Source organism: Bacillus manliponensis, from assembly GCF_000712595.1.
In the GTDB taxonomy this organism is placed as follows: domain Bacteria; phylum Bacillota; class Bacilli; order Bacillales; family Bacillaceae_G; genus Bacillus_A; species Bacillus_A manliponensis.
Map to the genome: position 1 here is coordinate 19,031 of NZ_JOTN01000009.1, position 26,099 is coordinate 45,129.

Annotated in this window: 28 protein-coding genes and 1 riboswitch; of the genes, 13 read left to right on the forward strand and 15 right to left on the reverse strand. The window is 35.9% G+C overall.

What is annotated here, in order from left to right; translation table 11 throughout:
- The first annotated feature begins 53 nt into the window (after positions 1-53).
- Complete coding sequence (kdpDN, locus tag BAMA_RS11930) at positions 54-1,199, forward strand: KdpD-like non-kinase potassium sensor (RefSeq protein WP_034639274.1); 1,146 nt, start codon at positions 54-56, stop codon at positions 1,197-1,199.
- 44 nt (positions 1,200-1,243) lie between these two features.
- Here kdpDN and BAMA_RS11935 read toward each other — a convergent pair whose 3' ends face one another.
- The 4 genes from BAMA_RS11935 to BAMA_RS11950 all read right to left on the reverse strand — a co-directional run bounded on the left by BAMA_RS11935 (position 1,244) and on the right by BAMA_RS11950 (position 6,413).
- Positions 1,244-2,254: an ABC transporter permease gene (locus tag BAMA_RS11935; protein WP_034639276.1), complete on the reverse strand. Its 1,011-nt coding sequence runs from the start codon at positions 2,252-2,254 to the stop codon at positions 1,244-1,246.
- Complete coding sequence (locus tag BAMA_RS11940) at positions 2,238-3,722, reverse strand: sugar ABC transporter ATP-binding protein (protein ID WP_034639277.1); 1,485 nt, start codon at positions 3,720-3,722, stop codon at positions 2,238-2,240. Before BAMA_RS11940 ends, BAMA_RS11935 begins: the two co-directional genes overlap by 17 nt.
- On the reverse strand, positions 3,719-4,828 hold the full coding sequence (locus BAMA_RS11945) for a sugar ABC transporter substrate-binding protein (RefSeq protein WP_034639279.1): 1,110 nt from the start codon (positions 4,826-4,828) through the stop codon (positions 3,719-3,721). The genes BAMA_RS11940 and BAMA_RS11945 overlap by 4 nt, the downstream gene beginning before the upstream one ends.
- An 87-nt stretch (positions 4,829-4,915) precedes the next feature.
- A riboswitch (SAM riboswitch) is annotated at positions 4,916-5,022 on the reverse strand.
- Between the two features lie 89 nt (positions 5,023-5,111).
- The gene (locus tag BAMA_RS11950) at positions 5,112-6,413 is read right to left on the reverse strand and encodes an NCS2 family permease (RefSeq protein WP_034639281.1); all 1,302 of its coding nucleotides are present in this window, start codon (positions 6,411-6,413) and stop codon (positions 5,112-5,114) included.
- A gap of 232 nt (positions 6,414-6,645) precedes the next feature.
- Here BAMA_RS11950 and BAMA_RS11955 point away from each other — a divergent pair, with 232 nt between their 5' ends.
- The 3 genes from BAMA_RS11955 to BAMA_RS11965 all read left to right on the forward strand — a co-directional run bounded on the left by BAMA_RS11955 (position 6,646) and on the right by BAMA_RS11965 (position 8,823).
- Entirely contained in the window at positions 6,646-7,512 is an 867-nt protein-coding gene (locus BAMA_RS11955; protein WP_034639282.1) for an SDR family oxidoreductase, read from the forward strand.
- Positions 7,513-7,548: 36 nt separating this feature from the next.
- Positions 7,549-8,322 (forward strand): L,D-transpeptidase, encoded by a 774-nt coding sequence (locus tag BAMA_RS11960; RefSeq protein WP_034639283.1) that lies wholly within the window; start codon positions 7,549-7,551, stop codon positions 8,320-8,322.
- A gap of 222 nt (positions 8,323-8,544) precedes the next feature.
- On the forward strand, positions 8,545-8,823 hold the full coding sequence (locus BAMA_RS11965) for a hypothetical protein (protein WP_034639286.1): 279 nt from the start codon (positions 8,545-8,547) through the stop codon (positions 8,821-8,823).
- 45 nt (positions 8,824-8,868) lie between these two features.
- Here the strand turns inward: BAMA_RS11965 and BAMA_RS11970 are convergent, their stop codons facing one another.
- The 8 genes from BAMA_RS11970 to BAMA_RS12005 all read right to left on the reverse strand — a co-directional run bounded on the left by BAMA_RS11970 (position 8,869) and on the right by BAMA_RS12005 (position 14,838).
- Entirely contained in the window at positions 8,869-9,084 is a 216-nt protein-coding gene (locus tag BAMA_RS11970) for a DUF1540 domain-containing protein (protein ID WP_034639287.1), read from the reverse strand.
- Between the two features lie 74 nt (positions 9,085-9,158).
- Positions 9,159-9,578: a thioredoxin family protein gene (locus BAMA_RS11975; protein ID WP_034639289.1), complete on the reverse strand. Its 420-nt coding sequence runs from the start codon at positions 9,576-9,578 to the stop codon at positions 9,159-9,161.
- Complete coding sequence (locus tag BAMA_RS11980) at positions 9,578-10,009, reverse strand: disulfide formation protein C (RefSeq protein WP_034639292.1); 432 nt, start codon at positions 10,007-10,009, stop codon at positions 9,578-9,580. Before BAMA_RS11980 ends, BAMA_RS11975 begins: the two co-directional genes overlap by 1 nt.
- 134 nt (positions 10,010-10,143) lie before the next feature.
- Complete coding sequence (locus BAMA_RS11985) at positions 10,144-10,395, reverse strand: YhdB family protein (RefSeq protein WP_034639293.1); 252 nt, start codon at positions 10,393-10,395, stop codon at positions 10,144-10,146.
- 232 nt (positions 10,396-10,627) lie between these two features.
- A complete protein-coding gene (locus tag BAMA_RS11990) occupies positions 10,628-11,134 on the reverse strand; it encodes a PCYCGC motif-containing (lipo)protein (RefSeq protein ID WP_034639296.1) in 507 nt (168 codons plus the stop codon).
- Between the two features lie 33 nt (positions 11,135-11,167).
- The gene (locus tag BAMA_RS11995; protein ID WP_034639299.1) at positions 11,168-12,253 is read right to left on the reverse strand and encodes a GerAB/ArcD/ProY family transporter; all 1,086 of its coding nucleotides are present in this window, start codon (positions 12,251-12,253) and stop codon (positions 11,168-11,170) included.
- 12 nt (positions 12,254-12,265) lie between these two features.
- Positions 12,266-13,339, reverse strand: coding sequence for a Ger(x)C family spore germination protein (locus BAMA_RS12000; protein WP_034639301.1), 1,074 nt, complete (start codon positions 13,337-13,339; stop codon positions 12,266-12,268).
- A gap of 2 nt (positions 13,340-13,341) precedes the next feature.
- Positions 13,342-14,838 (reverse strand): spore germination protein, encoded by a 1,497-nt coding sequence (locus tag BAMA_RS12005; RefSeq protein WP_034639303.1) that lies wholly within the window; start codon positions 14,836-14,838, stop codon positions 13,342-13,344.
- Between the two features lie 314 nt (positions 14,839-15,152).
- Between BAMA_RS12005 and BAMA_RS12010 the strand changes: the two genes are divergently transcribed.
- A complete protein-coding gene (locus BAMA_RS12010) occupies positions 15,153-15,713 on the forward strand; it encodes a nitroreductase family protein (RefSeq protein WP_034639304.1) in 561 nt (186 codons plus the stop codon).
- A 35-nt stretch (positions 15,714-15,748) separates the two neighbouring features.
- Here BAMA_RS12010 and BAMA_RS12015 read toward each other — a convergent pair whose 3' ends face one another.
- The 3 genes from BAMA_RS12015 to BAMA_RS12020 form a co-directional block, all read right to left on the reverse strand.
- On the reverse strand, positions 15,749-16,201 hold the full coding sequence (locus tag BAMA_RS12015) for a PH domain-containing protein (protein ID WP_034639305.1): 453 nt from the start codon (positions 16,199-16,201) through the stop codon (positions 15,749-15,751).
- Between the two features lie 285 nt (positions 16,202-16,486).
- Complete coding sequence (locus BAMA_RS25395; RefSeq protein WP_265182724.1) at positions 16,487-16,618, reverse strand: hypothetical protein; 132 nt, start codon at positions 16,616-16,618, stop codon at positions 16,487-16,489.
- Positions 16,618-17,730, reverse strand: a complete 1,113-nt coding sequence (locus BAMA_RS12020; protein WP_034639307.1) for a response regulator aspartate phosphatase — start codon at positions 17,728-17,730, stop codon at positions 16,618-16,620. Before BAMA_RS12020 ends, BAMA_RS25395 begins: the two co-directional genes overlap by 1 nt.
- A 543-nt stretch (positions 17,731-18,273) precedes the next feature.
- Between BAMA_RS12020 and BAMA_RS12025 the strand changes: the two genes are divergently transcribed.
- The 8 genes from BAMA_RS12025 to BAMA_RS12060 all read left to right on the forward strand — a co-directional run bounded on the left by BAMA_RS12025 (position 18,274) and on the right by BAMA_RS12060 (position 26,099).
- Complete coding sequence (locus BAMA_RS12025) at positions 18,274-18,693, forward strand: Imm70 family immunity protein (protein WP_034639308.1); 420 nt, start codon at positions 18,274-18,276, stop codon at positions 18,691-18,693.
- A 91-nt stretch (positions 18,694-18,784) separates the two neighbouring features.
- The gene (locus tag BAMA_RS12030; protein WP_034639311.1) at positions 18,785-20,428 is read left to right on the forward strand and encodes an HNH endonuclease; all 1,644 of its coding nucleotides are present in this window, start codon (positions 18,785-18,787) and stop codon (positions 20,426-20,428) included.
- Positions 20,429-20,440: 12 nt separating this feature from the next.
- Positions 20,441-20,899 (forward strand): SMI1/KNR4 family protein, encoded by a 459-nt coding sequence (locus BAMA_RS12035; RefSeq protein WP_034639313.1) that lies wholly within the window; start codon positions 20,441-20,443, stop codon positions 20,897-20,899.
- Between the two features lie 69 nt (positions 20,900-20,968).
- Complete coding sequence (locus BAMA_RS12040) at positions 20,969-22,192, forward strand: type I restriction enzyme HsdR N-terminal domain-containing protein (protein ID WP_034639315.1); 1,224 nt, start codon at positions 20,969-20,971, stop codon at positions 22,190-22,192.
- Positions 22,179-22,970, forward strand: a complete 792-nt coding sequence (locus BAMA_RS12045) for a hypothetical protein (protein WP_034639317.1) — start codon at positions 22,179-22,181, stop codon at positions 22,968-22,970. The genes BAMA_RS12040 and BAMA_RS12045 overlap by 14 nt, the downstream gene beginning before the upstream one ends.
- On the forward strand, positions 22,971-23,564 hold the full coding sequence (locus BAMA_RS12050) for a hypothetical protein (RefSeq protein WP_034639319.1): 594 nt from the start codon (positions 22,971-22,973) through the stop codon (positions 23,562-23,564). It begins immediately after the preceding gene.
- Positions 23,565-23,643: 79 nt separating this feature from the next.
- Positions 23,644-25,056, forward strand: coding sequence for a SpoVR family protein (locus BAMA_RS12055; protein ID WP_034639321.1), 1,413 nt, complete (start codon positions 23,644-23,646; stop codon positions 25,054-25,056).
- Positions 25,057-25,235: 179 nt separating this feature from the next.
- Positions 25,236-26,099: an ABC transporter permease subunit gene (locus tag BAMA_RS12060; RefSeq protein WP_157405994.1), complete on the forward strand. Its 864-nt coding sequence runs from the start codon at positions 25,236-25,238 to the stop codon at positions 26,097-26,099.

Sequence of the window (26,099 nt, forward strand, 5' to 3'; positions counted from 1 at the left end):
TACCTCAATCTATTACGATTGAGGTAACTCTATTTGGTGAGGAGTGGGTTAATATGTATGCAGATGAATATACTCCATCATTTCAACGACGTACACCAGAGGAGTATTTACAATACATTGAACAATTAAATCGCGGGAAGTTAAAATTGTATGTTGGCGCAGCGCCTGGTGTTGGAAAGAGTTATAAAATGCTGTTTGATGCAAGGGAAATGCGAAAAGAAGGTATTGATGTTGTTATTGGGTTAATTGAAACACATGGGAGGAAGGAAACGAAAGAAGCGATCGCTGATTTAGAAGTTGTACCGCTGAAAGACATTACGTATAAAGGAAAAGTATTTCAAGAACTTAACGTGGAAGCGATTATAAAGCGGGCACCACAAGTTGTCATTGTTGATGAATTAGCTCATACGAATGTTCCAGGATCAAAACATAACAAGAGATATATGGATGTAGAAGAGTTATTGAAGGCGGGAATTTCTGTCTTGTCAGCTTTTAATATTCAGCATTTAGAAAGTGTTCATGATATTGTTGAGCAAATTACGGGAGTTAAAGTAAGGGAACGTATACCGGATTTTATTTTACAAAAGGCAAATGAGATTCAGCTTGTTGATGTGACGCCCGAAGTACTGCGGAAACGATTAATGGACGGAAAAATATATAGAGAAGAAAAAATTCAGCGCAGTTTACAACACTTTTTTACACTTAACAATTTAGGAGCACTTCGGGAGTTATCCCTTCGAGAAGTAGCGGACGATATGGACGAGAAAATTAGTCAGTTTAGCAATGATCCAATAGGTGTAAAAGAGAAGATTCTCGTCTGCGTCCAGTACAGCTCGACAGCGGAAAAGCTAATTCGCCGCGGCTGGCGAATGGCGAACCGTTTAAATGCAGAACTGTATGTGCTAAATGTAGAAAGAGAAAATATTGAAACATTATCGGAAGCGAAAAAGAGAGTAATTGAGGAGTGGCGAGCGTTAACAGAGCAGTTTGATGCAATGTTTTTACTAAAAGAAGCAAAAGGAAATAAGCCTGCTAATATTATCATTCAAGTTGCTAATGATTTGCAAGTAACTCAAATTTTGCTTGGGCAATCAGCAAGAACACGCTGGGAAGAAATTCGAAAAGGTTCCATAGTAAATGAGATTATGAGGCAGACGAAGTATATTGATATTCATATTGTGGCAGATCAGCGGGGATGAGAGAAGTATTATTATAGGAGGAAAGTCCCTCCTATAATAATAAGTTAGCGAAAAGCTTTCTTTTTCATAAACGAAAACGCAAGAGCAGCAACAAGTATACTTCCTTTTATAATATCTTGTGCATAGTAAGGGACGTTCATCATTGTTAAGCCATTTAAGATGATGCCAATAAGAATAGAACCAAGGAATGTTCCGATGACGTTTGGCTTTTTCCCGCCACACATCGCATATCCAATATAAGCAGCGGCAACCGCATCCATAAGTAGGGGAGCTCCTGCTGATACTTGACCAGTTCCAATACGGCTACTTAAAATGATGCCACCAATTGAAGCGAAGAAGCCACTTATCATATAGGCATATAAACGATAACGATCAGTAGGAATACCTGCTAATCTAGCAGCTTCTCGGTTCCCACCTGTCATATAAAAGAAACGTCCATACGTTGTCTTCTCCAAAAAGATATAGGAGATCATAACAGCTATTAACATAATAATGACAGGGACAGGTATACTTGCGATTGAGCCTTGACCAATGAATAAAAAGGAAGGAATAAAATGGCCAGGAGCAGGACCACTCGCTGTGGACATTCCTTCATAAATAGACGAACCCTTTGAAAATGTTAAATGAAGGCCGTTTACAATGTACATGACGCTTAATGTTGCAAGTAAATCAGGTAACTTAATTCGAATAATGAGCAGTGCATTTAATGCTCCAACTAATAGTCCGCAGAGAATTGGAATAAGTAAGACAACAAGTAATTCTTGTCGGTATAAAACAAGACACGCGGCAGAAGCAATCGTGGCTAAACTTGTTGTAGAACCAACAGATAAATCAAATCCATCCACAATGAGAGTAAATGTAACACCGATTGCAAGCAGTGTAACGATAGAAATAGATCGTAAAATGTCACTAATATTGCTATATGTTAAGAACGAGTCGTTAACAATGGAGAAGAAAATGGTAACACCAATAATAATAGCAATCGTACTAAACTGATAGAGTGAATGGGATGATAATTTTTGTTTTCTCTTCTTTGTTTCATGAGCGATATTCAATGGAATGGCTCCTTTCAGATAAATGTAACAGCTTCTCTGGAGATAATTCATGTGGTCTGTATTCTCCAATGAATGCTCCGTTTGCTAATATAAGAATGCGATCAGCAATATGTAAAGCTTCATCTTGCTCACCCGTAAAATACACAACTGCACTTCCAGTACCTATGATTTTTTCGATGAATTGAAAGATATCTTGTTTTGCAGCGACGTCTACTCCTTTTGTCGGCTCATCTAATAGGAAGATACGTGGCTGGAATCCAATCCATTTTGCAATGGACACTTTTTGTTGATTTCCACCGCTCAGTGATTGTAATGTTGCATTTGGATCACGCGGTAAAATATGAAAAGAGTCGATTGCTTCTTTTGTATGGTTGCGTTCATGTTTCATACGTTTCCAGCCAGATTGATGTAAATTTACATGATTCGTAATGTTTTCTGATAGAAATAATCCTTGTTTTCTCCGTTCTTCAGGAACAAGAGCAATTTTTGCTGCAATTGCAGAACGTGGGCTTTTAATATATACTTCCTCTTCATTTACTTTAGCGACATAAGGTTTCCGAATGCCAAATAGTGTTTCGGCAAGTGTAGTTTTTCCACTCCCAATTAATCCATATATGACAACTTTTTCTCCAGCACGAATACGAAGAGAAAGAGGTGCTTGATTTGAATGTAAAGATAGATTTGTAGCTTCAAAGATGTATGGTGTTTGTAACACTTCTGTTTCCCTTTGTTGTACGATGATTTTTTCCCCTGTCATTGCCTCTACAATTTGTTCATCAGTTATACAATCTTTCTTTTCGGAAAGAGCAATGTGGCCATTCCGTAACACAGTTACCGAATCAGCGTATGCCCTGATTTCTGACATACGGTGAGAAATGAAGGCAATGCCAATGCCTTGTTCTTTTAGTTTTTGTAATAGCTCCCAAAAATGATTTGCTTCTTTTGGTCCAAGAGATGAAGTTGGTTCATCTAATAAAAGGTAAGATGCATCATTTGATAAAGCTCTTGCAATCAATAACAATTGTTTTTCATGTAAAGAGCATTGTGAAATATCTTTCCATATATTGGTATGAAGTCCAACCATCTGCAAATATTGCTCAGCAAGCTGTGAGAACTTTGTTTTTGAGAACAATACTGTCTTTTGCATTGCAAAATGATCAAGAAGAACATTTTCAAGTATTGATAAATGGGGGACGAGTCCGTGATCGACTTCTTGTGTTACGAAAGCAATGCCATGTTTTTTTGCGTCACGTGGTGAAGTGAATGAGACGCTTTTTCCATGTATCGCTATATTGCCAGCAACAGGAGAAATTTCCCCTGTTGCAATCTTTAATAATGTGCTTTTTCCAGCCCCATTCATTCCTAATAACGCATGGATTTCGCCTTTTTTCAGCGTAACCGAGATGTTTTGTAATACAGGAACATCTGTGTAATGGTGCGTAATATGTGAGAGCGAAAGTGTCATTATTTATTCTCCTTCGCAAGTTTTTCCATCCAAGGAGAATGAGCAGCTTCTGAGTTGCCCCAGCCATTTATGTGTTTGGATAACTGATCCATAGATACACTTTCTGCTGGTAATTGTTCTTTCGTTACAAGGTGCGGCGCGAGTGAGTAAATATCAGGCGTTTGTTCGCCAGCAACCTTTTTGTATAAAAAGCGCACTTGTACGGTTCCAATTTCAGCAGGGTCTGTAGCTGCTGTCGCAACCCATGGAGAGTTTTGTTTTTGCATAAGCTGTAAATCTTCATTGCTTAAATCGATACCATACACTTTTATATCTGTACGTCCCGCTTGTTCAAGTGCTTTTACAGCTCCTTTTGCAAACTCATCCCAAGTTGCAAAGATGGCATCTAGTTCGCCTTCTTTCGGATATTTTTTTAACAGTGCTTCTACTTGCGTTTGTGTATCAAGTGCAGTATTGTTGCTTGCCGTGCCGAAGCGAGCAACTTCTTTTATATTCGGATAGCGTTTATAAAATGCATCGATCATTACATTACGGCGCTCCATTGGGGAAAATCCTCCAACCCAAATGACAGCGATATTGCCTTGTCCATTTAAATCTTCAGCTAATGCTTTTAATGATTTCCAGGCAAGGCTATAATCATCTTGATCAATTACGGTAACGCCGGGTAAACGTAAGTCGTTATCAAATGCAACGACAGGAATGCCTGCTTGCAGTGCTTTTTCAACGCCTTGTTGCAATGTTTCAGCTCGTCCGTGATCAATTAAGATACCGTCTACATTTGCATTAATAGCAGCATCTAAATTTGCAGCCATTTTCGCTAAATCGTTATCAGAGTTATATACCTGAACAGTGCCACCAAATTGTTCTACTTGCTTTTTTACTCCTTCAATATATTGTGAAGAAAATGTACCAATCGACATTTGCATAATTAATGCGATTTTTAACGGTTTTTGCACTTCTTGTGGAATGTCAGTTTGCGAAGTTGCTTGTTTTGTCGCAGTTTCTTTTGGAACTTGCTGCTTTTGAGAGGAAACAGCGTCTTGTTCGTTTGTACAAGCTGTTAATGTAAATAGGAGAATCATGAATACAATAGAGCATAACTTTTTCATAAAAAAATCCCTCCAATATGTAGTAAGAGAGGAGAGGGAGAACAATAAAAAACGCCTTTTCAATCGAAAAGACGCCTTATCACATTACTCTTATCTTTCAACACAAATATGTGTTGTAAGAATTAGCACCGTGCCAATTATGGTCGGTTGCCGGGCTTCGTAGGGCTCATCCCTCCACCTGCTCTTGATAAGACATCATTTATTAAACTAGTTTGAATTATTTCACATTTAAAAAATGTTGTCAAATACTTTTTTACAAAAAAACTCCTCATAAAGAGGAGTCTTAATGCGGTAAGAAAATTAGCTGATAAGCAAACAAAATACCAAAGATATATATAAGTGGATTCACTTCACGGAACTTTCCTTTTGCAATCTTCATAAGTGGGTAAGAAATAAATCCAAGTGCAATACCAGTTGCAATACTTGATGTAAGCGGCATGCTTAAAATCACTAAGAAAGCAGGGAACGCTTCATCAATTTCATCCCAGTTAATGTTACGAACAGCACCCATCATTAAGCTACCAACGATAATTAATGATGGAGATGTAATGGCAGCAACGCCAGATACAGCTCCGACAAGCGGGCCGAAGAATGCTGCAAGAGCAAATAATACAGCAACTGTTACTGTTGTTAAGCCAGTACGACCACCAGCAGCAACACCAGCTGAAGATTCAATATAAGCAGTTGTTGGTGTTGTACCGAACATAGAACCAACTGTTGCAGAAACAGAATCAGAAAGAAGGGCACGTCCTGATGTTTGTAATTTTCCTTCTTTTATAAAGCCACCTTGCTGTGCAACGCCAAGTAATGTACCAGTCGTATCAAATAATGTAACAAGGAAGAAAGAGAATACAACACCGTATAATCCGTAGTTAATTACATCAGAAATTGCGGTAACTGGATTCGCCACAATGATTCCTTCTGGTAAAGTTGGAACAGATGTAACACCGTTTGTGAATGTTAATTGACCAGTGAAATAAGCGATAACACCAGTTGCTAACATTCCGATGAATAATGCACCATTTATGTTTAAAGCCATAAGTACTAATGTAATTCCTAGTCCTACAAGTGCAAGTAATACTGGTGGAGAACTAAGATCGCCAAGTCCAACTAAATTTGCTTCATTTGCTACAATGATGTTTGTTAGACGCAGACCGATAAAGGCGATGAATAAGCCGATACCAGCAGTAATTGCGTGTTTTAAATTGTCAGGAATAGCTGCCATTAATTTCATACGGAAAGATGTTAATGATAGCAAAATCAAAATCATACCTGCTACGAATACAGCAGAGAAAGCAACCGCAAATGTTAATCCGTCATGGGCTTGTACAACAGAATAAGAGAAGTACGCATTTAATCCCATTCCAGGTGCGATTGCGATTGGTAAGTTTGTAAAGAATGCCATAAGCAGTGTTCCGATTACAGCAGCGATAATTGTTGCTGTAAATGCTTGTTCAAATGGAACACCTGCGTCCCCTAGGATGACAGGGTTTACGACGATAATATATGCCATTGTTAAGAAGGTAATAATACCTGCCATAATTTCGGTTTTAACAGAAGTTTGATGTTTTGAAAGGTTAAACATAAAAACATCCTCTCTTTTTACGAATGATTATTACAACAATTATATATAATATTCGTTTTTGAGCTTTTTTGCAACTGTTTTTCATAAAAAAGTCGAAAGTTGTTATATTTTATGCCTAGATTTCGAATATTAGTCATGAGAATCAACATATACTTCGGGTTTTCTCGATAAGTATATTTTTCAATTTCGCACATGATAAAAGAGATAAATTCATGAAGGAGGTATTGATTTCATGACCAATGAACAGAAGAAACAAACGTTACCCCCGCAGCATCAACAAAAGCAGCCAGGAATTGAATCATTAATGAATCCACTTCCAAAATTTATAGATGATAGGTATAAAGGGAGTGAAAAGTTAACTGGAAAGTATGCACTCGTTACGGGCGGCGATAGTGGAATTGGACGAGCGGTCGCAATCCTATTTGCAAAAGAAGGAGCGAATGTGGCAATTGCTTATTTAGATGAACATGAAGATGCAAAAGAAACGAAGCGTCTTGTAGAAAAAGAAGGGAGGAAATGCATCTTATTTGCAGGTGATTTAAGTGATGAGCAGCATTGTAAGCAAGTCGTAAGTGAAACAGTTAAACAATTAGGAGGCTTACATATTGTCATAAATAATGTAGCGCAACAATATCCGCAACAAGGGCTGGAGAATATTACAGCAGAGCAACTTGAAAAAACATTTCGAACGAATATTTTCTCATACTTTTATGTGACGAAAGCAGCGCTTCCACATTTAAAACAAGGAGATGCAATTGTAAATACAGCTTCCATCGTAGCGTATGAAGGGAATGAACAGCTCATTGATTATGCAGCAACGAAGGGAGCAATTGTTGCGTTCACTCGTTCGCTGGCGAAATCTTTAGTTCAAAAGGGTATTCGCGTAAATGGAGTAGCACCAGGACCCATTTGGACGCCGCTTATTCCATCTAGCTTTGATGAGAAGAAAGTGTCTGAGTTCGGCAGTAATGTACCGATGAAGCGCCCGGGGGAACCGTATGAGCTCGCACCAGCTTATGTTTACTTAGCTTCAAATGATTCTACGTATGTCACAGGACAGATGATTCATGTAAATGGTGGGGTCATTGTAAATGGATAAATCGTGCATTCAGATAGGGAGATTGAGGTGAAATGCATGAAAAAAGCATGCTTGTTTTTTATGTTGTTGTTTATCAGCTTGTCTTATTTTCCTATGAAGACTATGGCAAAAACAGACGATCTTTTGCTCATTAATTTAAAGACAAATCAGCTATCGTTTTTTGAAGATGGAAACTATGTAAGGACGTTTCCTATTGCAGTGGGGAAAGCAGCAACACCAACGCCTGAAGGAACGTTTTGTGTTATTAATAAATATAAAAATAAAGAGTATCACCGGAAAAAAATTAAAGGCGGGGCACCAAATAATCCTCTTGGTACAAGGTGGCTCGGTTTAAATGAGAAAGAATATGCGATTCATGGCACAAACAATGATTCCTCTATTGGAAGAAAAGCATCTACTGGTTGCATTCGAATGCATAATCGTCATGTGGAATGGTTGTATGACCATGTACCGATTGGAGCGAAAGTAATTATTGCTCAGTTTTATTCTTCACCGGAATATACGGCTCATCAGTATGGATACCGTGTTGTAAGTTGGAACGGGAAAGCCATAAGAAAAGAACAAATTGGAAGAATCACTCTCCTAGATCAAATGAAGCTATATTGGCAAGAGCCAAATGGACAATTTACGGAAGTAAAAAAAGTGTTGCCAAATGAAGTATATCCCGTCTATTCAACGAGAAAAGAAGGGGTGTATTATATCGGTAATAATTTATATGTTTTTGATGAAACTGGAGAAAAAATAAGATATGAGCAAGTACCTAGGTTTGTGTTAACGAACTTATATAAGAGAAAATATAGCGTGGAGTAAAAGATACCAAATTTGGTATCTTTTTATGTTTCATATTGGGCCGTCCTGAATATAATGCAGTAAAGTGAAACTTTACTTGGTGGGGGATCCGTCTACCACTGATTGATCCGAATTTTACGGGCTGCCCAATTCCCACTTAAACTTTTTGGTTTCTCTCAAGTTTTGAAGTGGGGGGCTCAAAGTTCGAAAATAGCGGAGTACAGAAAGAGAGGGCGGTATGTGATGCGTAAAGTAAATGATGGGAAATTTGCGTTTAAAATATTTCTACTAACAGTGTGTGCTTTTTTTATTTATTTGTTTATATCACTCATTTTTAACATGTATGTTCCCTATGTCGATCTGTTATTATTTGTAGGATTTATGTGGGCGTTTGTAGAAGCGAGAGAAGCAGATGATAGTAAGTACCGTTGGATTACGCTTGGCGGGACAGTACTCATATTAGTTATATACGTGGTTGTTATGCATGATGCTTGGAAATATGGATTTGCATTTTTACCATAAAAAAAGCCATTTCTCGCCCTACATAAGGTAAGACGAGGAATGGCTTTAATATTTTGGCTGAAACGTTTGGCAACAAGTCTCGACACTTGTTGTGACGGAGCTTTCCATCATTTGTCCGTTTAACACTGCATTTGTATAGGAAGCATCTTCTGTTTGCATAGAATCTTGTGCATCAGGTTGTACGGTGATGCTGTTAGCTTGACAAAAGTTACCTTGTCCCCAAAATGCACAGTTGGAAACGGAGCAACGTACTTCTGGCATAAGAATCCCCTCCTTATTCATTAGTGTGGGATTTTGCTACCCACTTCATGTATAAGAAAGGTTTCCTTTTCTAGTTACTTATGGTTTTCTGTAAACCACTTTTCAAATGTATCTTTTGGTTTTTCACCAGAGATGCGGCTTACTTCTTTTCCGTCTTTGTAACGAATAATTGTAGGTGTACCTTCAATTTTAAACTCATCCCAACCATTAGGTTCTTTTTCAAGGTTTAGCACCTTCATATCAATCCCCATATCTTTTGCCATTGGAACGATAATTGGTGAAACCTTTTGGCAGTGGGTACAGCTTGTTTGATAGAAATAAATCGTTTGGTCTTTTCCTTCTTTTAAGTTTGTTTTTAGTTCATCGACGGAAGTTTTATTTGTGTAATAGTCTTTCGTATCGTTTGAAACTTGTTTTTCTTCCATGTTTGTAACCATAAATAAAGCAGCTAGTAGCAATACTACAATACCGCCGAAAAGAAACATTTTTTTCATCATTTCATCTCCTTATTTGTTTTGATTAAAAGAAAACTGCAAACTGTGATAATAAGAAACGCAGTAAGCGCTAGAAATGGAATGGTAATAAAACCAAACCAGTTTATGTATTCTCCTGTACAAGGAACGCGTCCACATACAGACCCTGCTTCTGAAAGGGCAGGTATCTTTTGAATGCTGTAATGATATAACGAGATACAAGCACCGATTGCTGCGATTGGTAAAGTGTAAACTGCAATGCGATAATCTTTCCGAGCAACTGCAATCCCAAGTAACAATACGAATGGGTACATAAAGATGCGTTGATACCAGCAAAGTGTACACGGTTCAAATTTCATGATTTCAGAAAAGTATAAGCTTCCAAGTGTGGCAATAAAAGAAGTGCCCCAAGCAGTAAATAATAGGTATTCTTGCTTTTTTTCACGCTCCATATTTTCTACCTCTCTTATAATAGTTACATACAAAATTATAGTATGGATAGTATGCAAAAAGAAAGGGAAACATTTTTTCTCAAGGTGTATTTTGAACAAAAAGCGCTATTCTCCCGGAGAGAATAGCGCTATGGTTACATGTGTGTATGTTCAACTGCTTCGACATGTGCTTTTTGTGTAGCGTGGTCAATGTATTGAAATAAAAGTTGAAGTTGCTTGTCAACTTCAGCTAATTCTTTTCCATATTTGTAGGCATGTAAAAAATGCTCAATGCGTTTTGAAAATAACTGATCCTCTGTTTGTACCATTAAAACGAGTAACTTGTCCCAATTACAGCAATATGTGTAATAGAGAGCTTTATCGTAGTCGTTGTATGTGTTGTACATGTTGTCCCTCCTTAATGAGGAGTTACATATAGTGTGCGACAGAGGAGCAGAAATACACTTGAAAGAATTTGGCTTTCACTTTATCCCGCATTAACGGGCTGTAATCTCCTACCTCAAAACTTAGAGGATCCAGAGAAGTCTAGGTGGGAGGTAAACAGCCCGTAAAAGCCCGATTGGTCGGGCTGACAATCAGTGGGGGATGAAGAAAACCCCCACTAATTGAAGTTTCACTTTACTCCTTTGGTTTCGGTGTAGGTGTCGGCTTTGCATAACCTTCTCGGTATTTCTCATCAATGTTGTTTCGAATGTCAATATCAGTTATTCCATCTTGCTTCATTTTTGCAGATTCTAACGCAATTTCTAAACAGTTTACACAAGTGACTGCATGAGAATCCCATACAACTTCACCGGTTTCTTTTATTTCTCTAATGAAGCAGTTTTTATTACTTTTATGGCCGACACTTTCACCGCAGCCGCAATAACATGGCATGGATTCAAGCAGTTCGGTATGTTGTCCCGCAATCGTATAAATATCTTGAATTTGCGGATCAACTTCTGTTAAAAAGGACGGAAGAACATCGATGCCACTTGTTGTTTCGGAGATGTCGCCTTGTTGCACATGATTGTGGCCTGTATGGTCTTTTTGCTTTTGTTTTGTTACTTTTGGTTCAGTTTCTGAACTACAGGCAGTTAATGCCAAACTACTTGATAACAGTAATACAAGTACACTTTTCTTCATACAATCCCCCCTCATAAAATTGTATCATCTTTTTTATAGGAGGTTTTTGTTTTTTCTGTGAAACAGAAGCGTATGCCATAAGAAGAGAAAAGGGATATAAGCGTATACGATATAAAAGCCAATGTTAGACATGTAAGAATTTAACGTATTCACCATCTCTCGATTTGTAAAAGATAAACAAGAAATGTAAAGGACTGTAAGGAAAAGCGGTAATATAATTTTAAATGGGATATGGAATGACCGTTTTATCGTTTGACAAGCAGCCCAAACTGTCACGCAAAGATTCGGTAAAATAATGAGTAACCAAAAAAAGATGATTACATATTCAAACCTTTGGACGAAAGGAATTTTAATAATTTTAAGCATGGCAAGTGTTGGCCAAATTGTATGTTTTAAAAGGCCCTCACTAAAGTAAAAGAAAGAAATTAGCGCAACAATTACATACAGAAAAGTAGTAAACAAAACCCCAAGATGAGCCCATTTATTTATGCTTTTTTCTTTTCGAATGAATGGATAAAATAAGAGCACTGCTTCAAATCCAAGATATTCTAGGGATACTTCTTTAGCCGATTGTAAAATATCAGTAGTTGAATGTGTAAAAATAGGTAACACGTTACGAAAATTCGCATATTGCAGTGGAAATCCTAAAAAAAGGACAACAAAAAGAGGTAAAACAACACCAAAGAAGCAAATGCCAGTTACAGAACGAAACCCGCCAGCTAAAATGTAATACATTACGAAAATAAAAATGAGTGTAATGTGCCATAGTTTAATGGTAGGAAATACCCAAACTTGGATAACTTCAATATATGTTCGTAAAACGGTTAGTGAAGCTAATAAAAAATAAGCGGTGAAACATAAAGTGAAAAATGTCCCAAGCCATTTTCCAAAACATGTTGTATGAATGTGAATTAAATCATTCTCTTTTTCAAGCATTTTCAGCATAAAAAAGAGAACGACGTGTGTGACAAGTCCAATTACAATAATCGAAATCCAAGCATCGTAACCAGCTGGTTTAATAATGATGCGCTGAAACCCTAGTACCCCTACTCCAATTTGAAGAGAGTGGATTAGAAAAAACATAAAATAAGGGGAGACAGTCATTGTTTTACTTTCCATCGTATCACCTCGTTACTCTCCAATGCCGGACTGTACAACGTTTACTTTCGCCTTCACAGTGATGGATATAGAAGGATACATGTTCCGGATTTGTTTGCTATCCCATTTTCTTGAACGACTTCTAATTTCTTCACGTATACCAAGTGGATCAATTTCTTTTTCTTGAAAGCGACGAGCGAGCGTTAATAACTTTTTTTCTAACGTTTTTTCTAATTGACGTTTAATATATAAAATATCTTTTTTCTTCGTTAAATTTATCCAGGCAGGAGCCTTTTCGATTAAACCGTCTAATTGTAATGTGATTTTAACGTTTGGAGATGCTCCATCTTGTGTAACATAGAACGTACTGCCTCCAAGTAAATTTTGAATAACAATTGTTCCTTTTTTACCTTCTTTTTTCAATGTCATTTCATAACGCCCATTTTGTGTTGGGGTGACAAGAAGTTTCACTAAAAATGCATCTTGTTGGTTCACGTACATAACAACTTTATCTTCTTTAAAAAAGGCTAGTCCTGTAACGGCCACGGAACCCTGTTCTTTTTTTTGAATATGCGGGACAAATGGATCACTTAAAAATGAAAAATAATCATAAAGAAAGACGTGTAAATTTGTACGTGGAATGCTTTCATTTTTTATATTTTGTTCAATTAATTGAGTTAAGTATAATGAATCATTTTTTACTACGTTGTTTAGTAATTTTTCGGCAGAACCATCTACAACAGCTAATTGCACATCCCTTCCGATATCTGGATTTCTGAGCAAGTTTTCAACAATATCAGATATTCCGTTTTGGGCAACAGATTTCCCAAATAACAACGTACTCATTTGTCCAAGTACAATTTTATAAGGCGATTCGGAGCTTAAATGAGACGTTATTGTTTCAAATGTTTGCGCAGTGGTTGACTGCATTTGTGGTTTTGTTTCCACACCATGTGTATATTCAGGGTATAAAATCGTTCCGTTAATACTTTTTCCTTCCGTATCAAACCCAGCGACATGAACAATTCTATTTTCATCAACAATTTGAGGTTGTGCGCATCCAACAAGTAAGAAACATGTAATCCATAATAATAAAATTCGCTTCATTCTTATTCACCATCACGTTTCGTTTTTGCTTTTTGAGGATTGTATCTCCAAAGGGACTTTGGTCTTAAATGACGGGTACGCCCACTAGTCATGGAAAACGGAAAGCGAATGAAGGTGCTGCTAGTTGGAATATTTCGAAATGGATAAATTGGAACTAAGTAAGGAGAACCAAGTGATTTTAAGCGAATTAAGTGTGTTAAAATCACAACAAACCCAATAATTAAGCCCAATCCACCAAACATACCTGCCAGCAAAATAAGTGGAAAGCGAATTATACGAATGGTATATGTCATTTTTATCGTTGGCGTCGTAAAAGCAGCAAGTGCTGATAACGAAACGGCAATTAGTAAAATGGTACTTGTTAATGCTGCTTCTACAGATGCTTGACCGATGACAATTCCACCTACAATGCCAAGTGTTTGTCCTACTTTTGTTGGAAGACGGGCTCCAGCCTCTCTAAGTAATTCAATTGTAATTTCGAGAAATAACACTTCTAATATGGGCGGAAAGGGTACATTCGCCCGTGAGAAAATAATTGGTCCCATTAAGTCTTTAGGGATCATTTGATAGTGATACGTTAAGATTGCTATATAGATTGGGGAAGAAAAGATTGAAAAGAACGCCCCGAACATACGGATGATTCGAAAGAATGTCCCAATAATCCAAGGTAAATAAAAATCTTCTGGTGATACGAAAAAATCGAACAAGGTAGCTGGACCAGCTAAAGCATATGGTGAGCCATCTATTAAAATTAGTACTTCACCAGACGATAATGAATATGTTGCACGGTCAAGTCGCTCTGTTGATAAGAGGAAAGGAAATGGTGAGTTACTATTATCGCTGATGAGTTGTTCTAGCATTGTTGCATCAAATGGTATATCAATATCAAGACTTTCAAGCCTCTCTGTAACGGTATTGATGTGTTGCTCGTTCGTAACGTTTTCTAAATAGGCGATGACTACTTTTGATTTTGATAAAGAACCAACTACAATTTCTTTAAAGACAAGTTGTTCCGTTACAATACTTTTCCGTAGTAAATGCAAATTCACATCAAGACTTTCAACGAATCCAGTTTTCGGTCCAATTACGCTATATTCATTCTCGGTATCGTTATAAACTCGTATACCGGGAATTGTGCTTTCAGCTCGAATAAGGGCATAACTCGCCTTGTTTTCGCATTTTTTCAGTCTTAATAGGATGAAACCGCTAAGCAGTTTCTCGCGAATATCACTGAGTGAAGGGGAAATTATAATATTTTCGATTGGTACAATGTTCCGCAAATCTTCTATTGTGTCAATATGCGATAACTGCTCTTTAATTGAAGAAAGAAGAAATTGCTTCAGTGTTATTTCTTCTATCATAGATTTAAAGTAAAACAAGCATAATGTTTCATCAGCTGTAATAGGGAAGTTCATGAAGTCTGATGACTCTTTCATCGTTTGAATAAACTGAGGTACAGAACTGTTAGTATGTTGTTTTTCCTCTTTGTTTCCAAACATGAAGTATCCCTCTCTTCTCTGTGTAAAATTCATTTGTTAGTATTTGGGTAATGGTGAAGATTATACAAAATACATTGCGTTGTAAGAGGAATCTCGTTTATAATTGTTAATGATAATCTTTGTCAATTAAAAACCATTTCTTTTTGTTTGGAGAGAGGGACTGGCCAAACATAGTAACGGTCAGTGCCTTTGACTGCCACGTACCATGTTTGAAAACAAAAGGAGAGAAGTAATTTTTTCTACATACAGTAAAGTAATTTCCTAAGAAATAATATAGATATATATAGATGAAAAAATGATGAAGGAGAAAAGAGATGACAACTTATACTTCCATTGCAAATGTAATTAAAGAGAGAAGATCGGTTCGTACTTTTACAAATAAAGAGGTAGAGAAAGAGTTACTTATTCAATTATTAAATGATGCAACATGGGCACCGAACCATCAGCATCGCGAGCCGTGGCAGTGTAAATTATTTATCGGCGAAGGACAAAAGACGTTAGTAGATGCGGTGTTAAGTTCTTTCTCAGAAGAAGATCGAAAAAAACGTGGCCAAACGTTATCAGACCGCTTTATGAATGCAGGAGCGCAAATTGTCGTTTACATGGACGAAGATCCACGCCAAGTGCAGCGAGATGAAGACTTTGCAGCTGTATGTGCTTTCATTCAAAACTTCCAGTTACTCGCTTGGGAGCAAAAATTAGGTACAGTATGGAAATCAGGTGGACTTATTTACAACCCAGTATTTATGAAAAATATCGGATTAACGAAAGGTCAGCGCATCGCTGGTATTCTTCATGTTGGTTACTTTGATAAAACACCAGAAGGAAAAGAGCGTACACCAATTACAGAAAAGTTAGAGATAATTGAAGGATAAATAGAAGGTAAAACCCCACTTAAGAAAAAGTGGGGTTATTTGCTTATATATTCATTTCTCGCTAAATGAGGGCATTTTGACAGCAACGTTTCAATAAATGCTTTTTCATCTTTTGGTGATATTTTTACACTGCCTAGCATTCCTTTTGGATAGTGAATTTCTATGCCGCGAAGAGAAGCTGCAAGGCGAAATCCAAACAGCATATCATCTGTTTTATTTACTTTTGTGATATTTTTATATGGAATATTGCTTCGGAATGGCCCACACTTTGCATAAAAGCTTTCTTCACGAAATTCGTAACGAATATCTACAACCATCCAGAGTATAAATAAATCAAAGGCTACAATTATACTAATGAGGATGATTTGATCTGTAAACGATAGTGTGTCGTCTAGCCACAGTGGAAGCGATAACGGCACCGTACACACAATGATAACCCAAAAAATCATATACCAATATCCACGATCACGTTTCACGTCCCATTTCATTTGTAATCCCCCCAATATACACTTTATATGAATATTTTACCATATTATAAGTCAGGTCTGTAGTGAGGAGAGGTTTATCCCGCTATTTGCGGGCTGTAAAACTCCCACCTCAAAGCTTGAGAAAAAGCGAAGAAGTTTAGGTGGGAGATAAACAGCCCGTAAAAGCCCGATTGGTCGGGCTAACACTCAGTGGGGGATGAAGAAGACCCCACTGAGTGAAGTTTCACTTTATCTACGCTAACACAATAAAAGAGACTTCGTTAAGAAGCCTCTTTTGTGTATGAATTAAAAATGGTCTCCATGTGAGGATTGTTTTACTTCTTGATGTTTTAAAGTATGTTGTGAATCAGCACCATAATTTAAACCGATTGCTAAAGCCATTACGAATCCTAATGTTGTTAATGAAATTTTTTTCATTATTCTGGAGCCCCTTTACTTAATATTTTTTGTTTCGCTTTGTAGCATACATCGAAGTAATCGCTAACTTTTTTATGGTTCTTTAATTTACGAAATTCGAAAGCTAACAATTCTCCATAGTCTTCTATGAAATTCCATAATCCTTGTTTTTCGAAATAAGAAATTCCTCGTTTTATTTCATTTTCTACAGATTCAATAGGTTTTCCTTCATTTAATGAACGTAAAATATTGAAATGGTATATATATTCTTCATTTTCTAGATTATGACAAACTTTTACACCTTTTTCAATAAGTTCTTGTGCTATATTGGTTTCTGCTAATTTATAATGCTCACGTGCTTGTAAGAATATTGCTTTGAAATGATGTGGAACTTTTTCTGTAACTTCTGATAAGTGACGAATTGCTAGCTGAGATAAATTTTGTGTTGCATATAACCAACCTAAATTATGTCGGACAACTAAAATTAATTTTTCTTCCTTTTGTTTTTGTAAAATATCGATTGCGCGATGTAAATGTTCTTCTGCTTCTTTGAATTGTTTTAAGAGGATGCAAACAGTTCCTAACGTGTTTTCACAAGAGGCAACTTTCACTTCATATCCAGGATGTTTCGCAAAAATTCCTTTTGCCTTTGTAGCGTAGTCAATGGATGTCAGCATGTTAGAGGTATGATACAGTACTGCTAATTTTTGATTGAATTCGGCATGTTCTAACTCATCAGAAATATATTGTAATAATTTCTCCGCTTCTTCGTATTGTTTTCTAGCTTCATTGTAATTGCTAAACAGTAAAGCATGTTCAGCTTTGAAGAAGTGATAATAATACGCTGTAAATTTATCTGTTGCGTCATTAATAGAATTAATTGAATCGAAACTATCTTTTCGAATACTTAATCGGTTAGTGAGCAATCTATATTTAAAATCTAGTAAAGAATAATATAATAATAGATTTTGATGCTGTTTTTCTTCTTCTTTTTCATATTTTAGTTGTTCGATTTTTTCATCGATTTCTTTTTTTAACTGTGCTGCTTGGGCTAATTGCTGTGATAACATCAATTGATAAAAGTCATTTAGTTGCTGCATGATTTCTTCATGTGTGAAAACACTTATGCTCATTTACTATGTCCTCCTTGATATTGTTAATATCACTAAATGTTAACATAATTCTATTAATTGTGTGTGAAATCTCTTAAGAACATATTGATCCGTCATTAGTTAGACCAAAATTATCATGGGGTATAGAAGATGAAGAGGAAGAATCAGTGAAGAAGGCTAGGCTTCGTATTGCTAAGGTGCTTTTTGTACTGTAAGTAATTCGATTCATATACTTACTTATCAAAAGATGTATTTGTTTTATTTATCTTATTAAACGTTTTATGTGAATGTAGAAATAAAAGGCTATGAAGCTTTCTTAGATTGGAGAAGGTTAGTCAAATTCACAGTAATTATTTCTTGTTTGAAAAGTGAAACTGACATCATAATGAAAAGGTAAATATGTTGTAATTTTCCTGTTAGAAGAGGTCGCAATAGGACATCTAGAATAAGTAGCGAGAAGTGTGCAAGTTACAAGGTACTTCTTAGAAATACATAAAAGATCTTCACTAGAGTATCCATTAAGAAAATTTGAAATAAAAAATACTGGGGGAAGGATGTAAGCGAATGGCGGTAGGGTTTTCTGTAGATATATTTTTTTATGAAGCTGGACACCCTGATTTCTTACATAGTTTTTTCTCAACAATTTCATACCATACAGAACCTGAGGGATGGGGAACGAAATATCCATTATTGATGCAAGACCTATATTTTAAAAAATTAAATTGGAAGGATGCTCCCGAAGCTTTGCGGAATGTAGAAGAAATTAGAGGAGTATTGAATAAATTATCTCCATCAGAAGTAGTTTGGGATATTGAAAATGTATCTAAACAGCCACCTTGGAAAGATAAAATTCCTAATAAAATAACTAGTCTAGCAAATTATCATATGATTCAAGGCACAATATTCTTAGATTTATTAAAACATGCACTGGAAAAATCAGCGGAATATAAAGTGGATGTGATAATTGAAAAGCTTGGACGGTAATTATCCAATAAGATTTATGGGTGATTTTTTATTATTAAAGCTTAGATGTTTTAAAAAGTAAGCTTTACCATTTTAATCAGGAGATGAGATCATGAGTTTGAATATGTATTTAGGAGAAGTACAAGCTCAAACTGAGAGCATGAATGCTTCATGTAATGCGATCATTGAAAGTATGGAACAGGTTATTCAATCAATTGATAGTTTTGTAGGCGATGCAGTTTTGCAAGGGAAAACGTATGACAGTGCGAAAATGTACTTCTTGCAAACCTTCCGTCCTTTAGCTCAAGGGATTATATATTTGTGTGAAGAGTTAATTCATCAAAATAATGCGTTTCCAACTGACTTTCAAGCAGAGGTTGCTACTGTAGATGTGATTGAACAAGAAATACTCGAACAAATTCGAGAACTTGAACGCATGATAGCGGAAGTTCAATCGATGAGTGCGCATATGTCAGGAATGGATGCGTTACTTCAAGTCTATTATGCAATGAAACGGAAATTAGAAGATAAGTTAGAACGTTTGTATCAATTTAATGTGTCGTCTAGCGATAATTACGCGACTGCAATGGCGTTAGCAGCTAACATTGCAAAAGGACTGGCAGAAGTCCAAAGTGGAAAAGGATTTAGTCCAGTAAGTGGTACATTTAGTACGAAAGAATTGAATATGGAATGGATAAAACCGATTCAAGCGATTACAGAAGAAAAAATAAAGGAAGCCAACAACAAAATAAAAAAATACTCACCTAAAGAATCTATTATTGAAGAAATATGGGGAAATATTGTAGAAAGCACAAAAGAAAAAATAGATGCTGCTGAAGATATTTGGGACAAAACTGTAGATTTTACTGAACAAGCATTCGAAACTACAAAAAAAATTAGTAATAGTATCCAAATGGGTTCAGGACAAGCGGTTGGGGATGAAATTGAAGGATGGAAAACTTTAAGTAATCCAGATTTAGGAACAGTAATAAACACAGCATACAATATTTTGCATTTGAATGAGACTGTACAGGGAATGTGGCATACATTTTCAGATTCTTTTAAGCGAGATGTGATAAATGGTGATGTGGAAAGTGCAACACGGTGGATTACTTATGCATTAACACATGTGGGGATCGGTATCATTGGTGATAAAGGGTTAGGGCAAGTGGGACTAATTACAAAAGGTGTAAAAGGATCTGGTGGATCAAATACTGTTACCAAAGGTTTAACGTTAATAAAAGAAATGAATAAAGCAGACACAGCCCTTCAAAAAATCCTTCCACATTTACAGCCTAATTTTTCAGGTATTGGAAGTACACAGCATTATTATCAGAAAGCAGCAACGTACACTTATGAAGGTGCAGATGGTCCAAAAACAATTCGATTAAGAATGGGTGATTTAGCGGGAGGTAAGCATCCAGTTACAGGTATACCGTATGATGCTGATGGCTTCCCGATTTTTGAAGCTAAAGGTGAAGTAACACTAAAAGAAAAAGATTTCAAAAAATCGAGATCAACACATGATAGAATATGCAGTAAAGCATTATATGAACAAATAATAAAAGATCCTAAATTAGCTTCGAATTTTACAGAAGAAGAAATAGAGCTCTTTAAACATGGGGAAGTGCCTGATAGGTTTACATGGCATCACCATCAAGACACAGGTCGTATGCAACTCGTAGATTCTTATTTACATGAGAAAACTGGACATACAGGTGGATATAGAATTTGGGGGAAAGATAGTGATAAATAAGGAGGATTATGTATGAGTAAGGTTACTTGGATTGGCGTAGGTAAAACGGAAATTACAGATGAACACATTCAGCGAGTGGAGCAATACTTTGATATTAAATTTCCTAGTGATTTTATTGAGTGTGTGAAGAAATATGATGGTGGTTATCCACGTCCAAAAATATTTGATATACCTGAACAAGATGAAAATGTTTTCAATAACTTGTTAACTTTTGATTTAGAAAGTCAATACTCAATTGTTCAGAGATATGAGAATATAAAAGATAGATTGGTAAATAAAGTATATCCTTTTGGAAGAGACTCGTTTGGAAATTTCTTATGTTTTGATTATCGGAATAATCCTGAATCACCAACTGTTGTATTTTGGGAGCACGAGGAAGAAGATATGGAAAAAGCCATTTATCCTGTTTGTTCATCATTTCAGGAATTGCTTGATAGCTTGCGTGATTTTGAGGATGAAGACGAAGAATAATCAAGAACAATAAGCTTATGTAATTTTACATAGGCTTATTATTATGTCTAAAAGGATTGGGTGAGGGGGATGCATCAAATTATCACATATAGCAAATATGAACTTCCAAAAGTATTTATAAGAAACGGACAAGAATGTTTTTTTGATCCAATTAGAAAGAAGCTAATTCTAATTACTCCAGAAGAAATGGTAAGACAACAAGTTATTCAGTTTTTAATTAAAGATATGCAAGTACCAACTGAGTATATTGAGGTTGAAGTACCGATGTCTTATTTTAAGAAAGATTTAAAAGGAAGAGCGGATATTATTGTTTATGGTGAACAGGACAATGAACTTATACCTGTTTTAATTCTAGAATGTAAAGCAAATCATGTTCCACTAACAGAAAATATTTTTAATCAGGTGATTCGTTACGATGAAATGATTTTTGCAGATATGATTATGGTTACTAATGGGATCGAAACTATTTTTCAAGCGTATTGTGAAAGTACCAAATTATATCAAACTTTAGCCATCACCCCATCTTATAAAGGGTTAGTTGAGAGACAGAATCTTCAAATTGTCCAGGGAAGAATGAATGAATTATGGGAGAGACCTTCCTTTTATGGTAATTACTCCGCACAAGTAGTAGAGGAATTTAAAGATTGGGGATGGATTGGAGAAGATACACCTAGTCAATCACATGATTTTATTGTTAATTTTATGGGTTTACTACAAGATCAAAGATATTTGTTGCGTTCTCAATCTTTTAATGATGTGAATTTAATTGAAGATGGTGGATTACGTTATATGTCCTATGGAAATGCTGCAGGTGGGGGTTTTACAGGGTATTATCGATATTTTATTGTTGAGGATTCGGAAGGGAATCATCAAATGGTTAGTATGTCTGTCTTTGCTACAGTAAAGACAAATGATGATCCTGTTTTTAAAACACGAAAAGGGATAATTTATTTGGTTGTTGCAATAGACGACTTTGATAAGAGTCATAACTCCTTGCAATTAAGTATTGATAAATATGTTTCTATAGAAGAAACAAAATGTACAATATGGCATGATGGTGCTTTGACGGCTGGGAAAAAAGGAGCAGTTAAAAAAGATAAAGTAATTCAATTTATAAAGCAGCGAGCGCCTGAGTTAGTGAGTGAAGAGAATCAAATTATGTTAGGAGTGCTAGATCATTCTAGAGAATTTAAATGGAAGCATAGAGATGTAAAGTTGTTTGTTGCCAATTTAATTAAATATGCGATATTAAGAGATGAATTTCGAAAGGAATACATTTATGCTACAAGCTGAAATTAAAGGAAAGTTTTATAGTAACAGTGAAGATGTATTGACATCATCAGTTATTGGGAGCATGCGTTATTTATCTTCTCCATTATTTTTTGTTGGGTTATTAAACAGCAGTGTAAATGTGAATGGGGAGTTCTTGCGCATAAATGAAGTGGTAAAGAAAGTAACATTTTTATTTTGGGAAAGGCTAGAAAACAGCGAACCTGATGTTTTAGCAATCTTAGAGAATGAGGATTCTACATATCATATTGTATGTATAGAGGCGAAGTTTTTATCAGGTAAGTCTAGTAAGGAAGATGAAACAGTTGATTTGGTGGAGAGACAGAATTATCAACGAGACCAATTGGCAAGAGAATTAGAGGATTTATATAAAGAATCATTTTATAAACGGATTTCTGTTCATCCATCAAAAATAAAAGCTACGTCACTTATTTATCTTACAAATGATACGAGTATACCATACAAGGATTTGTCGGAAAGTGCTAAACATGCACTTTTACCTAGAGAGAAAAAGCAATTGTTTTGGCTTTCTTGGTCAATGATTTATAGCGAGGTTTGTAAGTGGAGTAAAAGTGGAACGGTACAGGATCAATGTATTTTATTTGACTTGAAACTTTTATTAGAAAGGAAGGAGTTAAATAGTTTTATAGGATTATCAGGAATAAAACAAGTTCCACAGAATAATTGGATATATTGTAGTGATAGCTTAAAAAATATGTGGGATGGTTTATCTACAATAATACACAGCAATTGGAAATATGGTGGAGGACGAAAGGAATAGATGGATATTAGGGAAGTTTTAAAAGTATCAATTCAAAATGTAAGGGAAGTTGTTAATAACAGTATTTTGTTGCTTCGTGATGTTGATAATATGCTATCTAAAGAAGGATTGACGCCTCTTTTGGGAAATACATTAGGGACAGAATCGAGTAAAAATATTGGACAATCGATGGATCACTATAGTACATTCTTTCCACAGTTTATGTGCAGAGTATATGTAGATAATAATGAATTACAACAAAATAGAGTTGAAAGAGTAGTAATTGTAAATGTGCAATTTTATCACTCAAATTGTCCAAATTTATATCCTACAGTTATAGCTGGAATATTTAAATTACCTCATACTTTTACTGAGCAGGCAATTAAGAAAGAGGTAAATTATTGGTGGTTAAAATATGTTGCATTTGAATATTGTTCTTATGAGGAATTACAATTTGATGGAACGTATATCACTAAAAAGCCTTGGGTAGAAGATGATGATGAAACTGAGGTTGTGTTTTGGTGTCATGAGTTGCATACTTTTGAAAAACAAGAGGATGTGAGCGAGAAAATCATTAATCAGTTGATGTGTATATATCCACAAATAAACTATTAATGGTTTTATTGCTTTGTTTTCATGAAAGCTTGTTCTGCATCATACACTTCTATAAAGGAACGTGTAAGGAGGGAACAAGATGAGAAGTAGTGAAGATAAAGCACTTGAATATGCCATTTCAGAAATAACGGAGATTGCGACAGGTTTTGGTCTTGATTTTTATCCGATGCGTTATGAAGTGTGTCCTGCGGAAATTATTTATACGTTTGGTGCGTATGGAATGCCGACGCGTTTTTCACATTGGAGCTTCGGAAAACAGTTTTTCAAAATGAAACTGCATTACGACTTAGGGCTAAGTAAAATTTATGAGCTTGTAATTAACTCCAATCCTTGTTATGCGTTTTTATTAGATACGAACTCACTCATTCAAAATAAATTGATTGTTGCACACGTACTTGCGCACTGTGATTTCTTTAAAAATAATGTCCGTTTTTCTAATACGAAGCGCGATATGGTTGAAAGCATGGCGGCAACGGCAGACCGAATTAAAGCGTATGAACATAAATATGGAAAACAAGAAGTGGAGATGTTTTTAGATGCGGTGCTGGCTATTCAAGAACATATTGATCCATCATTAGTTAGACCAAAATTATCATGGGGTATAGAAGATGAAGAGGAAGAATCAGTGAAGAGAGCTGGCCCATATGACGATTTATGGGGCCTAGATGAGCGCAACAAAAAACGTGAGCTCCCGAATTTAAGAAAGAAAAAGAAAATCCCGCCGAAACCCGAGAAAGATTTGCTTCTCTTTATTGAGGAATATAGCCGTGAGTTAGAAGACTGGCAGCGCGACATTTTAACGATGATGCGTGAAGAGATGCTATATTTTTGGCCGCAGCTTGAAACGAAAATCATGAACGAAGGCTGGGCTTCGTATTGGCACCAACGCATTCTACGCGAAATGGATTTAAGCTCAGATGAAGCGATTGAATTCGCGAAGTTAAATGCAGGTGTTGTGCAGCCATCAAAAACGAGTATAAATCCATACTACCTTGGTATTAAAATGTTTGAAGACATTGAGGAACGCTACAATAATCCGACGGAAGAAATGATACGCCAAGGGGTAAAACCGAACTCGGGAAGAGAGAAAATCTTTGAAGTGCGCGAAATTGAATGGGACGTATCGTTCCTGCGAAATTACTTAAACAAAGAGCTTGTTATGCGTGAAGATATGTACTTATTCCAGCGCCAAGGGAAAGAATATAAAGTCATTGATAAAGAGTGGGAAAATGTACGCGATCAGCTTGTAAATATGAGAACAAATGGTGGGTTCCCATACCTCATGGTTGAAGATGGAGATCATTTAAAAAATGGAGAACTATATATTAAACATTATTATGAAGATATTGAACTTGATTTAAAATATTTAGAGAAAGTTCTTCCGTACATTCATCAATTGTGGGGAAGAACGGTGCACATGGAGTCTATTGTGGAGAAGAAGAAAGTTGTGTTTTCTTACGATGGGAAGATGGTGCATCGTAAGTATGTGTGAAAGCCGCTGGGAGCAGCGGTTTTTTTGTTTGTGCAGGAGGGATTTTATAATATATAAATGGTTTTTTAAAAGTGAAAATGCAGGATTTACGGTATTGCAATGGGAAATAAGATTGGGTGTAGTTTCCAAAAAAATGATGTAAGTTAAAAATTGTTAAAGGGAGGAATTCATCAAATACTATGACCACTATTACAATGAAAAAAATGACAACCGCTATTATCCAGCTTTTACTCGCAATCGCTGGCATCCTTTGCTTAAGTTCACTACCAAGCTTATTCAAAGGAATGAAAGTTGATATAGAAGGATATTTTACTTCGCTTCTTGAGTTAGTTGGAAATGTGTTGAATATCGCAAACATTACATATGGACAAAATCGACCGCTGTTTCCAGAGGTGTTTCGCTTTTATTGGGAGTCGCTGTCGTTATTTATGCTTGCGTTACTCTTATCTACAGTTTGTGCACTCGTTTTAACTTATATCATTGTGTATTTCTTCCGTAATCATTTAAAAAGAATGAAGTTTTTTCTCGTTCTTTTTGAATCCATCCCAGATTTATTCATCATCATGTGTTTTCAAATTTTTGTTGTTGCACTATTTCAAGCAACGGGTATTGTCGTCTTTAACATTGCGACAACGATGCATCAAAAATCAATGCTTATGCCGATTCTTTGTTTAAGTATTCCACCAACTATTATGTTAACTCGTATTTTTTTAGTACAAGTAGAAGCGGAATTAAGCAAAGATTATGTCGCATATGCGCGTGCAAAAGGATTGAGTTTCTATCACATTTTTACGCGCCACATATTAGGTAACGTGTTATTTACGATGTTTCATTATTCGAAAACAATCGTTTGGTTTATGTTCTCAAATTTACTAATGATTGAGTACTTGTTTAACGTCCCTGGTATTGTTTATTTCATTTTTAAATACCCATTCCCAGAAGTGTTTGTTGTTGTGCTGTTACTCCTTTATGTTCCATTTTTCATTCTTTACAAGGCATATGATATTTTTGTTCCTTCTGTTATGAAAGGGGAGGGGGTATAA

Coding starts and splice junctions, on each gene's coding strand:
- kdpDN (WP_034639274.1), top strand. CDS start 54: ATGTATGCAGATGAATATACTCCATCATTTCAACGACGTACACCAGAG.
- BAMA_RS11945 (WP_034639279.1), bottom strand. CDS start 4,828: ATGAAAAAGTTATGCTCTATTGTATTCATGATTCTCCTATTTACATTA.
- BAMA_RS11950 (WP_034639281.1), bottom strand. CDS start 6,413: ATGTTTAACCTTTCAAAACATCAAACTTCTGTTAAAACCGAAATTATG.
- BAMA_RS11955 (WP_034639282.1), top strand. CDS start 6,646: ATGACCAATGAACAGAAGAAACAAACGTTACCCCCGCAGCATCAACAA.
- BAMA_RS11960 (WP_034639283.1), top strand. CDS start 7,549: ATGAAAAAAGCATGCTTGTTTTTTATGTTGTTGTTTATCAGCTTGTCT.
- BAMA_RS11965 (WP_034639286.1), top strand. CDS start 8,545: ATGCGTAAAGTAAATGATGGGAAATTTGCGTTTAAAATATTTCTACTA.
- BAMA_RS11970 (WP_034639287.1), bottom strand. CDS start 9,084: ATGCCAGAAGTACGTTGCTCCGTTTCCAACTGTGCATTTTGGGGACAA.
- BAMA_RS11975 (WP_034639289.1), bottom strand. CDS start 9,578: ATGAAAAAAATGTTTCTTTTCGGCGGTATTGTAGTATTGCTACTAGCT.
- BAMA_RS11980 (WP_034639292.1), bottom strand. CDS start 10,009: ATGGAGCGTGAAAAAAAGCAAGAATACCTATTATTTACTGCTTGGGGC.
- BAMA_RS11985 (WP_034639293.1), bottom strand. CDS start 10,395: ATGTACAACACATACAACGACTACGATAAAGCTCTCTATTACACATAT.
- BAMA_RS11990 (WP_034639296.1), bottom strand. CDS start 11,134: ATGAAGAAAAGTGTACTTGTATTACTGTTATCAAGTAGTTTGGCATTA.
- BAMA_RS11995 (WP_034639299.1), bottom strand. CDS start 12,253: ATGGAAAGTAAAACAATGACTGTCTCCCCTTATTTTATGTTTTTTCTA.
- BAMA_RS12000 (WP_034639301.1), bottom strand. CDS start 13,339: ATGAAGCGAATTTTATTATTATGGATTACATGTTTCTTACTTGTTGGA.
- BAMA_RS12005 (WP_034639303.1), bottom strand. CDS start 14,838: ATGTTTGGAAACAAAGAGGAAAAACAACATACTAACAGTTCTGTACCT.
- BAMA_RS12010 (WP_034639304.1), top strand. CDS start 15,153: ATGACAACTTATACTTCCATTGCAAATGTAATTAAAGAGAGAAGATCG.
- BAMA_RS12015 (WP_034639305.1), bottom strand. CDS start 16,201: ATGAAATGGGACGTGAAACGTGATCGTGGATATTGGTATATGATTTTT.
- BAMA_RS25395 (WP_265182724.1), bottom strand. CDS start 16,618: ATGAAAAAAATTTCATTAACAACATTAGGATTCGTAATGGCTTTAGCA.
- BAMA_RS12020 (WP_034639307.1), bottom strand. CDS start 17,730: ATGAGCATAAGTGTTTTCACACATGAAGAAATCATGCAGCAACTAAAT.
- BAMA_RS12025 (WP_034639308.1), top strand. CDS start 18,274: ATGGCGGTAGGGTTTTCTGTAGATATATTTTTTTATGAAGCTGGACAC.
- BAMA_RS12030 (WP_034639311.1), top strand. CDS start 18,785: ATGAGTTTGAATATGTATTTAGGAGAAGTACAAGCTCAAACTGAGAGC.
- BAMA_RS12035 (WP_034639313.1), top strand. CDS start 20,441: ATGAGTAAGGTTACTTGGATTGGCGTAGGTAAAACGGAAATTACAGAT.
- BAMA_RS12040 (WP_034639315.1), top strand. CDS start 20,969: ATGCATCAAATTATCACATATAGCAAATATGAACTTCCAAAAGTATTT.
- BAMA_RS12045 (WP_034639317.1), top strand. CDS start 22,179: ATGCTACAAGCTGAAATTAAAGGAAAGTTTTATAGTAACAGTGAAGAT.
- BAMA_RS12050 (WP_034639319.1), top strand. CDS start 22,971: ATGGATATTAGGGAAGTTTTAAAAGTATCAATTCAAAATGTAAGGGAA.
- BAMA_RS12055 (WP_034639321.1), top strand. CDS start 23,644: ATGAGAAGTAGTGAAGATAAAGCACTTGAATATGCCATTTCAGAAATA.
- BAMA_RS12060 (WP_157405994.1), top strand. CDS start 25,236: ATGACCACTATTACAATGAAAAAAATGACAACCGCTATTATCCAGCTT.